Below are 13,214 nucleotides of genomic sequence, written 5' to 3'. Positions count from 1 at the left end.
TGTGGGTGACGAGTTGCGTTATAGTATCTAGCTAGAAAAGTAATTGGTGGATAATTCACTGGTGGATAGTAAGGTGCAACAGCAAGCTGCGATTTTTGAATGGCCGGTGACGGTGTATTACGAAGATACTGACGCCGGTGGCGTTGTGTATCATTCGAACTATCTCAAATTCTTTGAGCGGGCAAGAACAGAACTGCTTCGCACAATTGGTGTGTCGCAACAGGTACTGTTGGAACAAAACTTAGGTTTTGTAGTCCGACACATGGACATCGATTTCTTACAAGGCGCACGTCTTGATGACCACCTGACAGTGACGACCAAAATTGCTGACCTGAAAAAAGCCTCATTGGTCTTCTGTCAGGAGATCGTTAATCATGATGGCAAGACATTGTGTAAAGCAATGGTTAAGGTAGCATGTATCGATAATAAAAAAATGAGGCCGAAAGCGATGCCTAAATCAATAGTGATGGAGTTAACTTACAGTGACCGCTGATATCTCGATGCTCGATCTGTTTTTGCAGGCCAGTCTGCTTGTAAAAATGGTAATGCTGATTCTTTTAGGTATGTCGATCCTTTCTTGGGCGATGATCATCAAACGCAGCAAAGTATTGTCACAAGCCGCGAAAGATACCGAAAAATTCGAAGACCAGTTTTGGTCGGGGACTGACCTGTCGATCCTTTATCAAAATGCTAAAAAACGCAAAGATGAATTAACGGGCACTGAAGAGATCTTTTATTCAGGTTTTACCGAATTTGCGCGTTTACGTAAATCCAATTCCGGTTCACCAGATTACATTATGGAAGGCACTGGGCGCACCATGCGTGTTGCGGTCGCGCGTGAAGTGGACGAGTTAGAAAGCCATTTGCCTTTCTTGGCAACAGTCGGTTCGATCAGTCCTTATATCGGCTTGTTTGGTACGGTATGGGGCATCATGCATGCGTTTATCGCCTTAGGTGAAGTCAAGCAAGCGACATTAGCCATGGTGGCTCCGGGTATCGCTGAAGCCTTGGTTGCAACCGCGATGGGCTTATTTGCCGCGATTCCTGCTGTTATGGCCTATAACCGCCTTAGCAATCAAGTGGGTAAGCTTGAGCACAACTATGCGACGTTTTCTGAAGAGTTCCACAGTATTTTGCACCGTCAAGCCATGGCTGGACGAGACACAGTGCATAAGGATTAATGGTAATGGCTGGTTACCAAACGAAAAAGCGAAAACTGACGGCTGAGATCAATGTGGTTCCTTACATCGACGTTATGTTGGTGCTGCTGATCATTTTCATGGTCACCTCTCCCTTTGTTACCCAAGGGGTAGATGTTGAATTGCCAAAAACCGCCACGGCCAAACCAGCTTCCGATCTTGCTGGTGACAGTGATGCTAGCTTTATCATTGTTGAAATCGATAAAGAGGGTAATTTGGGACTCAGCGTCAATGATGAAGAAGTCACGCGCGGTATTTCATTGCAAGATGTGATTGTTCGTGTCAAAGCTGAGTTATCACTTAAACCCAATTCACCGGTTGCGGTGGGTGGAGATGCAGCCACTCCATACGCTGATGTGGTTTTGGTTTTAGACGAATTGAGTCGCGCTGGTATCCCGAAAGTCGGGTTGCTGACGGACATAAAGGAATAACGTTCGCGATTCATGAAAGAGAAGCAAATTAAAAAAAGTAGCGACTACAAAAAGCCGATTTTAATCTCGGTCGCTTTGCATGCGTTATTGATTATCGCCCTTATCTGGGGCACTGACTTTACCATGTCTAAGCCAGAGCCGAGCGGCAGAATGGTTCAGGCGGTGGTCATTGATCCGGCACTGGTTAAGCAACAGGCGCAGCAAATTCGTAGTCAGCGTGAAGCGGCGGCGAAAAAAGAGCAAGATCGCCTTGATAAACTGCGTCGTGAAAGCGAACAGCTCGAAAAAAATCGCAAGATAGAAGAAGAGCGTATTCGTAAGCTCAAAGAGCAGCAAGTTAAAGAAGCTAAAGCGGCTCGTGAGGCAGAAAAGCGTCGCGCAGAAAAAGAAAAAGAGCGCCAAGCCGAAGAAAAACGTGCTCAAGAAGAAAAACAGCGCGCGGTTAAGCTAGAGCAAGAACGTAAAGCGAAAGAGCAAGCAGTCAAAAAGGCTGAACAAGAACGTTTAGCCAAAGAGGCCGCCATCGCTAAGGCAGAGCAAGAGCGAGTGGCACGCGAAAAGGCTGCGAAAGAGGCTGAAGAAAAAGCCCGTCGCGAACGTGAAGCCGCCGCCAAAGCGGAACAAGAACGGATAGCGAAAGAGAAGGCCGCTAAAGAAGCGGCGGAAAAAGCTCGTAAAGAAAAGCAACGGTTAGAGCGTATTGAGCGAGAGCGTAAAGAGCAAGAAGCCGCACTGAATGATATTTTTGCTGGCCTTGAATCGGAAGTTGAGTTGAATACCTCAGCGCGCTCTAAGTTTGTTGCCAATGAAGCACAACGTTATGGTGCGATTTATACCCAGCTGATCAAACAAAACTTATTGTTGGAGGACAGCTTTCGGGGAAAGTCCTGCCGAGTTAATTTACGTCTGATCCCAACTGGAGCAGATGCGATTTTGGGCAATCTCTCGGTTTTAGAGGGCGACAGTCGTTTATGTGCGGCAACCAAACGAGCCGTGGCTCGTGTAAGCAGTTTTCCATTGCCGAAAGACCCGGATATCGTCAACAAAGTTAAGAATATCAATTTAACCGTAGTACCTGAGTGATAAGGAATAGCTTGTGTTAAAGCGACTAGTAATAGGATGTGTGCTCACGTTGTTGAGCGTAGTTCAAACGGCAAATGCCGCGTTAGAGTTGGTCATTACTGATGGTATCGTCTCGGCGCGTCCCATCGCTATTGTGCCATTTAAATGGGATGGCCCGGGTAAATTGCCTCAAGACGTTTCGTCTGTAATTGCCTCCGATTTACAGCGCAGCGGTAAGTTTAGCCCGGTTGCGACGAGTAAGATGCCACAAACACCGTACAGCGAAGCCGAAGTCGACTTCAATGCTTGGACCGGACTTGGGGTTGATGCGTTAGTCACAGGCTCGATTACACAAGATGCTGAAGGCAATTACGTGATCAATTATCAATTGGTTGACGTGGTGCGTGGTCAGTTAACGCAAGGTCAGAGCAAAGCGTTAAGCAATGATGGCCAGTTAGTACTGTCAAAAGATCATGTGTTATTTAATAAACGTGCCACTGTGCCCGGTAAGCGCATGCGTGAGTATGCACACCGCATTTCTGATTTGGTGTATGAAGCTTTAACGGGTGAAAAGGGCGCCTTCTTAACGCGCATTGCTTATGTGGTTGTTAACGATAGTGACAGTTTTCCTTATCAACTGCGCGTGGCGGATTATGATGGCTACAACGAGCGTTTAGTGTTACGTTCGAAGCAACCCTTGATGTCTCCGGCTTGGTCTCCAGATGGTCAGAAGCTGGCTTATGTTAGTTTCCAAAACGGTCAAGCTGAGATTTTCATCATGAACATCTACACCGGTGAACGTGAGAAAGTGACGTCATACCCGCGTCATAATGGTGCGCCAAGATTCTCACCTGATGGCAGTCAGCTTGCTCTAGTATTGTCTAAAACGGGCAGCTTACAAGTGTATACACTTGACCTAACCACAAGAAAACTGACTCAAATAACTCGTGGTCGATCTAATAATACGGAACCGTATTGGCATCCAGATGGTAAATCTCTTATCTTTACCTCCGATCGGGGTGGAAAACCTCAAATTTATCAAGTAGATTTGGCAAATGGTTCAGCCAACCGCTTAACTTGGCAGGGTAGCCAAAACTTAGGTGGTCAAATTACCCCAGACGGTCGCTTCTTAGTGATGGTTAATCGAAGCAACGCGGGCTTTAATCTCGCCAAGCTTGATTTGGAAACTGGGGCGATGGAAATATTAACCAAAACATTGTTAGATGAGTCTCCGAGTATTTCGCCAAACGGTGGGATGGTCATTTATAGCTCGATCTACAACCAGAAAAATGTACTATCAATGGTCTCTATTGATGGACGCTTTAAAGCAAGATTACCGGCAACAAATGGTCGAGTTCGTGCACCTGCATGGTCACCGTTTTTGTAGCAAGTAAGTATCAATAACAAAGGAAACGATAATAATGCAACTTAACAAAGTTCTTAAAGGGCTTCTAATTGCGCTACCAGTACTTGCAGTTACTGCATGTAGCTCAAGCGATGACGCGGCAAATGCATCTGGTTCTACTCAGACTAATCAAACTCAAACTGTTGATAACACCGCTGTCTCTCCACTTGATGCAAACGGTCAACTGTCAGAGCAAGAACTAAAAGAGCAAGCGCTACGCGAAACTCAAACCATCTACTTTGCTTTTGACAACGCGACGATTGCTGGCGACTACGAAGAGATGCTAGCAGCACACGCAGCATACCTAAGCAAGAACCCTGCACTAAACGTGACGGTTGAAGGTCATGCTGATGAGCGTGGTACTCCAGAGTACAACATCGCACTAGGCGAACGTCGTGCAAGCGCGGTATCTAAGTACCTACAAGCTTTAGGTGTTCAAGCTGACCAAATCTCTATCGTAAGCTACGGTGAAGAGAAACCACTTCTTCTAGGTCAATCAGAAGATGTATACGCTAAGAACCGCCGCGCAGTTCTAGTGTACTAATAAAGGAAATACCTGATGTTCAGTAACCTTAAGCGCGTTGTTACGCTTACGTTACTGGCAAGTGCAGCGAGCCATGCGTTCGCTGCACCAGCTCCAGTATCCGATCTAAGCGGCAGCAACACTGTCAACACCACGTCTTCAGTTTCTAATGAAACCGATGTCCAGCGCTTAGAGCGCCTATTGGAAAATCGTAATCGAGTTCAGTTGCAAATGCAGCAGCAGCTTGATGATATGTCACTCGAAATCAGCAACCTTCGTGGTCAGCTAGAAAAAAGCACTTACGACATGCAACAAATGTTGCAGCGTCAACGTGAACTGTTTATCGAATTAGATAAACTGCGCTCGCAAGTCGCAAGCCCTGCAGAAACTCCGCAGGTGAGTGATAGTCAACCAGAAAAGGCGGGGACTTTCAGCTCTGACGTTGACGAACAAACCGCGTATCAAAATGCGGTCGACCTAATTCTGAAAAAGCGTGATTACACCGGTGCGATTACTGCTTTCAAGCAGTTCCAAAACGATTATCCGGAATCCAGCTTTACTCCTAACTCACATTATTGGTTAGGCCAACTTTATTTTGCCAAAAAGCAAGATACAGAAGCCGCGAAGAGTTTTGCCGCGGTAGTGGCGTACAAAGAGTCTAATAAGCGTGCCGATGCGTTGGTTAAGTTGGGTGATCTCGCCCAGCGCAATAATAACCAACAGCAAGCGACTAAGTACTATCAGCAAGTTGTTGCAGAGTATCCAAATAGTGCCTCGGCTAAATTGGCGCAAGAGCATTTGTAGTCTTATCCAACAGTATAAAAGGAGCGCCAGTCGCTCCTTTTTTTATTCTGCTATTGAGCGAAACTGGCATCTACGCCAACGTTAAGGTTACAATAGCCGGATTATAGGAAGTTGCGTAGAGCAAGAGCAATGAGCCACATATTAGACAAAATAGAGACCGTTTACCCATTTCCAGCAAAACCTGCACCGCTTACCAAAGAGCAGCAGCAAGCGCATATTGACAACATCAAAGCGCTGCTGATAGAAAAAGACGCGGTTTTGATTGCCCATTACTACACCGACCCAGAGATCCAAGCACTAGCTGAAGAGACTGGCGGCTTTGTGGGTGACTCGCTAGAGATGGCCAAATTTGGCAATCGTCATCCGGCCAGTACGCTGATCATCGCGGGTGTGCGTTTTATGGGCGAATCAGCAAAAATTCTGACGCCTGAAAAGCGTATCTTAATGCCGACGCTTGAAGCCGAGTGTTCTCTTGATTTGGGCTGTCCAGCCGACAAGTTTTCACAGTTTTGTGATGCCCATCCTGATCATACGGTTGTGGTTTACGCCAACACCTCGGCGGCCGTGAAAGCGCGCGCCGATTGGGTGGTGACCTCAAGCATTGCATTGGAAATAGTGGAACACCTTGATGCTGAAGATAAGCCGATTATTTGGGGGCCAGATCGTCACTTAGGTTCATATATTGCCAATAAAACGGGTGCAGATATGTTGCTGTGGCAAGGCGAGTGTGTGGTACACGATGAATTTTCAGCTGATGCATTGCGTAAGATGAAAAGTGTCTACCCAGATGCGGCTATTCTTGTTCACCCTGAATCACCAGCGAGCGTAGTCGAATTGGCCGATGCGGTCGGCTCTACTAGCCAATTGATCAAAGCGGCGAAAGCTCTACCTCAGCAAAAAATGATCGTTGCCACCGACAAAGGTATCTTCTTTAAGATGCAGCAATTGGTGCCAGAAAAAGAGTTGATTGAAGCGCCAACAGCAGGTGCTGGAGCAACGTGTCGCAGCTGTGCACATTGCCCTTGGATGGCGATGAACGGATTAAAAGCGATTGAAACTGCGTTACGTGATGGCGGTGAGGATCATGAAATCTTTGTTGATGAAGCGCTACGCGTTAAATCATTGATTCCTCTTAATCGTATGCTCGACTTTGCTGAGCAGCTGAACATGCAAGTCAAAGGCAACGCATAAACCGCATGTGTTGACAGCGATGAAAGCCAGCCTGTGAGCTGGCTTTGTAACATCTTCGCTATGATATCATTTCTTGTTTCTAAGCTATGTTGAATTTATTCAATGACTTAGAGTGAAATAAGGTAATAAGGAGCGTTATGACAGTTTGGATCGTAGTAAGAAAGTGGCTCCACTCCCATCTGTTTAGCTTAAGCAATCGTAATCTTTTTATCTTACTGTTTACGTATATTGCGTTGTCTTGGCTGCTGTTGCGCCTGAGCGGTGAACAGGCGCTAACAGAAGAGGTGTCGACATTCATTTATTTCTTAATGGTGACGGCAAGCACGGTCGGTTATGGCGATCATTCACCTGTGACACCTTTAGGAAAGTGGGTGGTGATCTTATTTGTCATCCCCGGAGGATTATCACTATTTGCGGCGTTGATTGGCCGTTTAGCCTCAGGGGCGGTTGAGTACTGGCGTGCGGGTATATTAGGAAAACGGAGAGTTGGTGTGGAAAATCATATCTTATTACTGGGTTGGAATGGTCAACGTACCATGCACTTAATTCGTATGCTGCAACACGAAGAAGCAGGTAAGCGACCGATTGTATTATGCAGCCGTTCCGATATCGAAAACCCGCTGCCAGGTGAAATTGGCTTTGTAAAAGTTAACAGTTATACCGATAAACAAGAGATGGAAAAAGCAGCCATCGATAAGGCCAGCTGTATTGTCGTCGATAACATGGAAGACGATATTACCCTGTCAGCCGCGCTCTATTGCACCAATATTAATCCTACTGCTCATCTACTTGCTTATTTTAAAGATGAAGCGCTAAGCCATTTACTCAGCCAACACTGCCCAAATGCGGAGTGCATCCCGGCGGTAGGTGCTGAAATGCTCGCCAAAGCCGCGGTAGACCCAGGTTCAAGCGCTCTCCATCAAGAGCTATTGGCATCGACACGTGGCATGACGCAGTACTCAACTATCTATCCTCAAGATCTTGAGGCTATTTCGGTCGATGTGGCGTTCGATTTTATGAAGCGTCATTACCAAGCCACCTTGATTGCTCTCGATGTTGGTCAAGGCATCGAGTTAAATCCAGATCTGGATAGAGAAATAACCCCAGGCGCTAAGGTGTTCTATATTGCTGATGAACGTATCGAGCACTTAAACTGGCGCTCGATTACAACGTGATGATACCAGCGCGATAAAAACAAAAAAACGCAGCGTTCTTGCTGCGTTTTTGATTGTTACCAGTCTGATTTATGCTTGTTCTGCAAGCATACTAGCGCGCATTGTTAGACCGCTAAGCATGGTTGGCATTGCGTTGAAAATCTCTTCAAACTGCTCTAGTCCTTGAATACCTTGTTCTGCCAATGTCGCAATCGAGGTTTCTGGATCATAAAGCATACTCAATGACAGTAGCACGCCGCCGAGTAGGGCATTATCTTCGCTCTCTTCTGGCATTACGGTTTCCCAATCATCACGAGTAAGTTGCCACCCTTGCAATACGCCTTCGCAAAACTCGCGGGTAGATTCAGTGACGATCTCTTCATCATCTAATGCACAACCTTGTGGCCATTGCCAACGGTTTTCAAGTAATGCCGGGCGATAGTCGTTCCACATCGCAATAATATGTTCGATATAAGACTCTAACTGCTCACCGTCACTAAATGGTGCGACTTCCTCGCCACCCCACAAAAAAGGTAGCCACTCGTTAGGAGGGAGTATGTTTGGCGCCGCTGCCATGGCCGTGACAAAGCCTTGGGTCTTGGCTTCATTGATTAATCTTCCCTCAAGTTCAGGCAGGGCAAGTAGTTGTTGTAGTGTCAAAACAGACATCCTATATCGAGCTAGAATAGTAATGACGTGATGGTATCACAGTCAAACAGTGAGATAAAAAGGTTGCTGTGGTGATATATTCGCTATAATTTCTTATAAATACACAAAATTCAAAGATTTATGGATATACGTTCATCGCTCAAAAGGAAAAGTATTGTTGCGCTAGCTATCTACCTTGCGCTTGTGATCGCCCTTATAGGGACGATCAGCTACCTTGTGGTTGAACCTCCAACGCGTGATCAGCTCAAGCAAAACCTCGATCTGCGTACTGAGCTAATATCAGAACAAATCAAACAACCGGTGAATGTCTCTTTAGGTATCTTAAAGGCCATCGTCAGTATTGGCAGTAACGCTGACTCTCCACAACATCAAACCGAGCAGCTTAGTCAGCTGTTTACCGTCATTGATGGTGTCACGGTGAGTGGCGGTATATGGCCGGTTCCCCACTCAATCTCAACCGATAAAGCTTATACCAGTCTGTTTTTTTCTCGTGCCAGTGACGGGCTTATTGATCAAATACACTCATGGAACAACCCGGCACTAGGCGGGTACGAGAACGAGTCGTGGTATTTGTCGGTGGTTGATAAGCCGCAAGGAACGGTGTCATGGTCGCCCGTTTATATCGACCCGTTTATCCATGTCCAGATGATAACCGCTTCTTCTCCTTATTACGTTGACGGTCGATTCGCTGGGGTAGCGACGGTGGACATCTCTCTTGAGACTCTTGTTGATTTCGTCCGAGTGCATGCAGAAGAATATGGCCTGGGGGTGCTTTTACGTGATGGCTATGGCGAGACGATTACAGAATTCAATTTTGAGCTCACACAGAATATCTATATCGGCCGTAACCAGTTTGGTGGGCTTGGTTGGAGCGTTGAAGTGGTTAATGCTAGCCAGTTAGTTGCTGATCAAGTTTATGATGTGGTGTCGAAAGTAGAAGCGGGCATTGTACCGATAATGCTCGTGTGTGTGATGTTTGGTTACTTTCTTATCGATCGTTTTTTGATTTCCCCGATCATAGCCATCGCGCGTAGTGTAGACGCTTCAAAGGAAGGGGGCATCATTGAGACTCACTATGATAGCCAAGATGAAATTAAGTATTTAATCGATACCTTCAATCACAAAACCATCTATTTAGAGCGCGAAAAAGTCAAAGCGCAGGCGTCGACTAAAGCCAAGAGTGCCTTTTTAGCGACCTTATCACACGAGATCCGTACTCCAATGAATGGGGTATTGGGGACGGCGCAAATCTTATTAAAAACAGACCTGACTGACGAGCAGCGCAAACACCTTAAGACGCTGTACGAGTCTGGTGAGCACATGATGACCTTACTCAATGAAATTCTCGATTTTTCTAAAGTAGAGCAAGGCCATCTAGAGCTGGAGCGCGCCCCGTTCCCGCTTGAAGCCATTATTGGCAGTATCAACAGTGTTTACTACACCCTTTGTTCTGAGAAAGGCTTACAGTTCAAAGTTTACTCAGAGGTCGCAAGTGATCGTTGGTATATGTGCGACAAAGCTCGCGTGCGCCAAGTATTGTTTAATCTACTCAATAACGCCGTCAAGTTCACTTCTCGTGGCTATGTTGAGGTGTATTTCAAAGAAGAGCAGCGTCAGGGTAGTGACTACTTACTTATCCGTGTACGTGATACGGGGATCGGTATTGCGAAAGAAGCGCAGCAAAAAGTCTTTAAGCCATTTGAGCAAGCCGAGTCTTCTACAACAAGGCGATATGGTGGAACAGGGCTTGGCTTAGCGATCGTGAAACAGCTGTGCGATTTAATGGAAGGTGACATTCAACTTACCAGCGAATTAGGGATTGGGTCGAGCTTTGAAGTACGTTTAAAAGTACAGCACTGCGAACCTGCGTATACAGATTATACCGAAAACAAGAAACTAGATTACCACGGCCTCAGGGCATTGATTGTGGAAGATAACCGCACCAACGCCATTATCTTAACCACTTTCATGACCAATAAAGGTTTCTCTTGTGACACGGTAGAAAATGGAGAGCTCAGTGTTCATGCTATCGTCAACGATAACTACGACTTAGTACTGATGGACAACCATATGCCAGTCATGGATGGTGTTGATGCCACCGCTGCAATTCGCAGCCTCAATAGTGCTAAAGCGAATGTATTGATCTTTGGTTGTACCGCTGATGTCTTTAAAGAGACGCGAGAGCGGATGATGGGCGTTGGTGTCGATTTCATTATCTCGAAGCCCATCGATGAGATAGAGCTTGATGATGCGTTAATGACCTATTCAGACAAACTCTATCAATATCGCCAACATTCGTTAGTTGCAGCGCAAGGCCGTGGGATAGACTTTGAAGAAGCGTTAGCGCTGTTCTATATGGCGATTGAGAACCAAGATCTGCCTTATGCTATCAATCGCTACGAGATCATTACTCAGGCACTTGAGTCTATTTCTACGCCACAATTACAAAAATGCCTTCAAGACATCAACGTTAGTTTGCAGCAAGGTAAAATGCCAAGCGCAACTGAATTGGATGTATTGACGGTCTTGGTTAAAGATTATTGTTACTAACTTTCTTGTTTTTGGTTGTTATTTGAACGTTTCCATCAAAACCAGTGCTTTAATCTAACTTAATTACAGAATTTGGTCATTTATCCACACCTTATAATTTAATTTGAAATCTAAAACTACATATTTGATGTTTTAATAGCGCCATTAACTACACTGTTGCTTGTTGTCTAGTTAATGGTTCTTTTAACTGTCTTTTGATTGGTTTTATATTTTGAGGTGAAGATGAAGTCGCGTGGGCCTTTTTGTATTCGCAATGCAGCAGCGGATACCTTTGCAATGGTGGTGTTTTGCTTTATATCTGGAATGCTGATTGAAGTCTTTGTTTCTGGTATGTCATTTGAACAGTCGCTTGCCTCGAGAATGCTCTCGATTCCGGTTAACATTGCCATTGCTTGGCCATATGGCCTGTTTCGTGATTTTGTACTTAAGCAAGGCTCGCGTATATCGGCAACCAGTAAGATGAAGAATGTTTCAGACTTAGTCGCGTACGTTTTGTTCCAGTCTCCGGTGTACGCTGCGATTTTATTTGCGGTTGGCGCAGCACCCGAGCAAATTATCACCGCCGTCAGCTCAAATGCGGTTGTATCATGTGCGATGGGCGTGTTGTACGGCTACTTTCTCGACATCTGCCGTAAATGGTTTCGTGTCCCTGGCTACTATCAACAAGCTTAATTTGATGCATTGGCGATCAAATGAGTTAGTTAGTAACCAAACAGTGCTTTAAGCCGTCTTTTTTTCACTATTTGGCTTGACCTAATTGAGTAGAATCATTAAATTAGCGCCTCGTTGGTTAGCAATACCAACCACAATTTGATTCGGTGAGTTGTCCGAGTGGCTGAAGGAGCACGCCTGGAAAGTGTGTATACGGCAACGTATCGAGAGTTCGAATCTCTCACTCACCGCCACATTCTAAGAGGTCTGATTTATCAGGCCTTTTTTCATATCTGCACTAAAGCAATGCATCTTGTGAAGTACACAAAAGAGTACACACGATGCAAGCACCACTCTATCGAAAAGCCAATTGTAACCCTCCCTGTTTTAGTGGCACTCTAAATTAGAGTTTTTCCTACTTTCATGCCTTGCTAAATACTCCCAAGGAGTCAGATCATCGAGTGAATCATGAGGGCGTTCATCGTTGTATTCCTTCATCCATTTTTCTGTCAGGTCTCGGACTTCGCTCAAGGTTTTGAACACGTACATGTTGAGTATTTCTGTCCGATAAGTTCGGTTAAATCGCTCTATATAGGAGTTCTCCGTTGGTTTGCCTGGGCGAATAAATTCCAGTTCAACTGCGTTTTCTTCAGCCCATTCAGCCAGAGTGGTCGAGATAAATTCAGGGCCATTATCCATGCGCAGCTTACTGGGGTACCCTCGCCAGGCAATAATGCGTTCTAGCACCCTTATAATGCGTGGTGCAGGCAGATTGAGATCTACTTCAATCGCTAGCACCTCACGGTTGAAATCGTCCACGACATTGAACGTACGAAAGCGTCTGCCGCAGAGCAATGCGTCACTCATGAAATCGATAGACCAGCAACTGTTGATCGACTCTGGGCATATCAGTGGCGCTGGATTTCGTTTAGGTAGGCGCTTTTTGCCCTTGCGCCGTAGGTTTAGCTTGAGCGAACAGTACACTCGATGGACTCGTTTATGATTCCATCGGTGTCCCCAGCGCCTAAGTACTTTAAATAATTTGCTAAAACCGTATGCAGGGTACCGCTCTACTGCCTCTTGCAATTTAGCGATAACCTCATCATCTCGATGAGGCTCTGGTCGGTAGCGATAGACTGAGTCGCTAATGCCAACTACGCGGCAGGCCATTCGCAAACTGACCTGATAGTGTTTGCGAGCGTAATCGACGAGCTCGCGTTTAACCGCTGGCCTTACAGCTTTTTTTCCAGGATATCTTTAACGATACGGTGCTCGAGGCTGAGGTCTGCAAACATTTGCTTGAGCCTCCGATTCTCATCCTCGAGCTCTTTGAGCCGTTTAACATCTGACGCTTCCATACCACCATACTTGGACTTCCAGTTGTAGTATGTCGCATCAGAGATGCCATATTCACGACAGACTTCGTTAACCTTTCGTCCTGCTTCGACTTCCTTCAGGATCTTTACGATTTGCGTTTCTGTGTAGCGTGATTTTTTCATCATGCGTTCTCCGTTTGTTTCAGTGTAAACGGAAAAACTCTAATAGCTAATGACCAGTTTTTTGGGGAGGGTTACA

At 45.8% G+C, this 13,214-nt stretch carries 13 protein-coding genes and 1 tRNA gene; 12 read left to right on the top strand and 2 right to left on the bottom strand.

All coding sequences use genetic code 11. The features are described from left to right. Positions 1–73 precede the first annotated feature (73 nt). From ybgC to BS19_RS16615, 9 genes are all read left to right on the top strand, one after another. On the top strand, positions 74–493 hold the full coding sequence (gene ybgC, locus BS19_RS16655) for a tol-pal system-associated acyl-CoA thioesterase (RefSeq protein ID WP_038177244.1): 420 nt from the start codon (positions 74–76) through the stop codon (positions 491–493). Then, positions 483–1,181 carry a protein TolQ gene (gene tolQ / locus BS19_RS16650; protein WP_038176861.1) on the top strand — a complete coding sequence of 233 codons (699 nt, stop codon included), beginning with the start codon at positions 483–485 and terminating at the stop codon, positions 1,179–1,181. The genes ybgC and tolQ overlap by 11 nt, the downstream gene beginning before the upstream one ends. 5 nt (positions 1,182–1,186) lie before the next feature. Then, complete coding sequence (locus BS19_RS16645) at positions 1,187–1,630, top strand: ExbD/TolR family protein (RefSeq protein WP_038176860.1); 444 nt, start codon at positions 1,187–1,189, stop codon at positions 1,628–1,630. 12 nt (positions 1,631–1,642) lie between these two features. Continuing rightward, positions 1,643–2,713: a cell envelope integrity protein TolA gene (gene tolA, locus BS19_RS16640; protein WP_038176858.1), complete on the top strand. Its 1,071-nt coding sequence runs from the start codon at positions 1,643–1,645 to the stop codon at positions 2,711–2,713. A gap of 13 nt (positions 2,714–2,726) precedes the next feature. Continuing rightward, positions 2,727–4,079, top strand: coding sequence for a Tol-Pal system beta propeller repeat protein TolB (tolB, locus tag BS19_RS16635; RefSeq protein ID WP_038176857.1), 1,353 nt, complete (start codon positions 2,727–2,729; stop codon positions 4,077–4,079). Positions 4,080–4,113: 34 nt separating this feature from the next. Continuing rightward, complete coding sequence (pal, locus tag BS19_RS16630; protein WP_038176855.1) at positions 4,114–4,641, top strand: peptidoglycan-associated lipoprotein Pal; 528 nt, start codon at positions 4,114–4,116, stop codon at positions 4,639–4,641. Positions 4,642–4,656: 15 nt separating this feature from the next. Beyond that, complete coding sequence (gene ybgF / locus BS19_RS16625; RefSeq protein WP_038176854.1) at positions 4,657–5,424, top strand: tol-pal system protein YbgF; 768 nt, start codon at positions 4,657–4,659, stop codon at positions 5,422–5,424. A 129-nt stretch (positions 5,425–5,553) separates the two neighbouring features. Beyond that, positions 5,554–6,615: a quinolinate synthase NadA gene (gene nadA / locus BS19_RS16620; RefSeq protein ID WP_038176851.1), complete on the top strand. Its 1,062-nt coding sequence runs from the start codon at positions 5,554–5,556 to the stop codon at positions 6,613–6,615. Positions 6,616–6,752: 137 nt separating this feature from the next. Continuing rightward, positions 6,753–7,790, top strand: a complete 1,038-nt coding sequence (locus tag BS19_RS16615) for a potassium channel family protein (protein WP_038176849.1) — start codon at positions 6,753–6,755, stop codon at positions 7,788–7,790. A gap of 69 nt (positions 7,791–7,859) precedes the next feature. Here BS19_RS16615 and BS19_RS16610 read toward each other — a convergent pair whose 3' ends face one another. Further along, entirely contained in the window at positions 7,860–8,429 is a 570-nt protein-coding gene (locus tag BS19_RS16610; protein ID WP_038176848.1) for a UPF0149 family protein, read from the bottom strand. Between the two features lie 129 nt (positions 8,430–8,558). Here BS19_RS16610 and BS19_RS16605 point away from each other — a divergent pair, with 129 nt between their 5' ends. From BS19_RS16605 to BS19_RS16595, 3 genes are all read left to right on the top strand, one after another. After that, entirely contained in the window at positions 8,559–10,988 is a 2,430-nt protein-coding gene (locus BS19_RS16605) for a hybrid sensor histidine kinase/response regulator (RefSeq protein ID WP_038176846.1), read from the top strand. A gap of 222 nt (positions 10,989–11,210) precedes the next feature. Next, positions 11,211–11,660: an L-alanine exporter AlaE gene (locus BS19_RS16600; protein WP_038176845.1), complete on the top strand. Its 450-nt coding sequence runs from the start codon at positions 11,211–11,213 to the stop codon at positions 11,658–11,660. Positions 11,661–11,805: 145 nt separating this feature from the next. Then, positions 11,806–11,893, top strand: a tRNA-Ser gene (locus tag BS19_RS16595). A 133-nt stretch (positions 11,894–12,026) separates the two neighbouring features. Here the strand turns inward: BS19_RS16595 and BS19_RS16590 are convergent. After that, positions 12,027–13,138, bottom strand: a protein-coding gene (locus BS19_RS16590) for an IS3 family transposase (RefSeq protein ID WP_342665236.1) whose coding sequence is annotated in 2 segments (ribosomal slippage) — positions 12,027–12,886 and positions 12,886–13,138 — 1,113 coding nt in all. Because the reading frame shifts where the segments join, the coding sequence is not laid out codon by codon here. Positions 13,139–13,214 lie beyond the last annotated feature (76 nt).

The sequence above is a fragment of the Vibrio pacinii DSM 19139 genome, from assembly GCF_000711795.1.
Taxonomy (GTDB): domain Bacteria; phylum Pseudomonadota; class Gammaproteobacteria; order Enterobacterales; family Vibrionaceae; genus Vibrio; species Vibrio pacinii.
Note: the sequence above shows the minus strand (reverse complement) of the source record. Positions and strands in the feature narration are given on the sequence as shown.

What these genes read in the sequence shown, in the direction of transcription:
- tolA (WP_038176858.1), top strand. Translation starts at nt 1,643, where the DNA reads ATGAAAGAGAAGCAAATTAAAAAAAGTAGCGACTACAAAAAGCCGATT.
- ybgF (WP_038176854.1), top strand. Translation starts at nt 4,657, where the DNA reads ATGTTCAGTAACCTTAAGCGCGTTGTTACGCTTACGTTACTGGCAAGT.
- nadA (WP_038176851.1), top strand. Translation starts at nt 5,554, where the DNA reads ATGAGCCACATATTAGACAAAATAGAGACCGTTTACCCATTTCCAGCA.
- BS19_RS16600 (WP_038176845.1), top strand. Translation starts at nt 11,211, where the DNA reads ATGAAGTCGCGTGGGCCTTTTTGTATTCGCAATGCAGCAGCGGATACC.
- BS19_RS16615 (WP_038176849.1), top strand. Translation starts at nt 6,753, where the DNA reads ATGACAGTTTGGATCGTAGTAAGAAAGTGGCTCCACTCCCATCTGTTT.
- pal (WP_038176855.1), top strand. Translation starts at nt 4,114, where the DNA reads ATGCAACTTAACAAAGTTCTTAAAGGGCTTCTAATTGCGCTACCAGTA.
- BS19_RS16605 (WP_038176846.1), top strand. Translation starts at nt 8,559, where the DNA reads ATGGATATACGTTCATCGCTCAAAAGGAAAAGTATTGTTGCGCTAGCT.
- BS19_RS16645 (WP_038176860.1), top strand. Translation starts at nt 1,187, where the DNA reads ATGGCTGGTTACCAAACGAAAAAGCGAAAACTGACGGCTGAGATCAAT.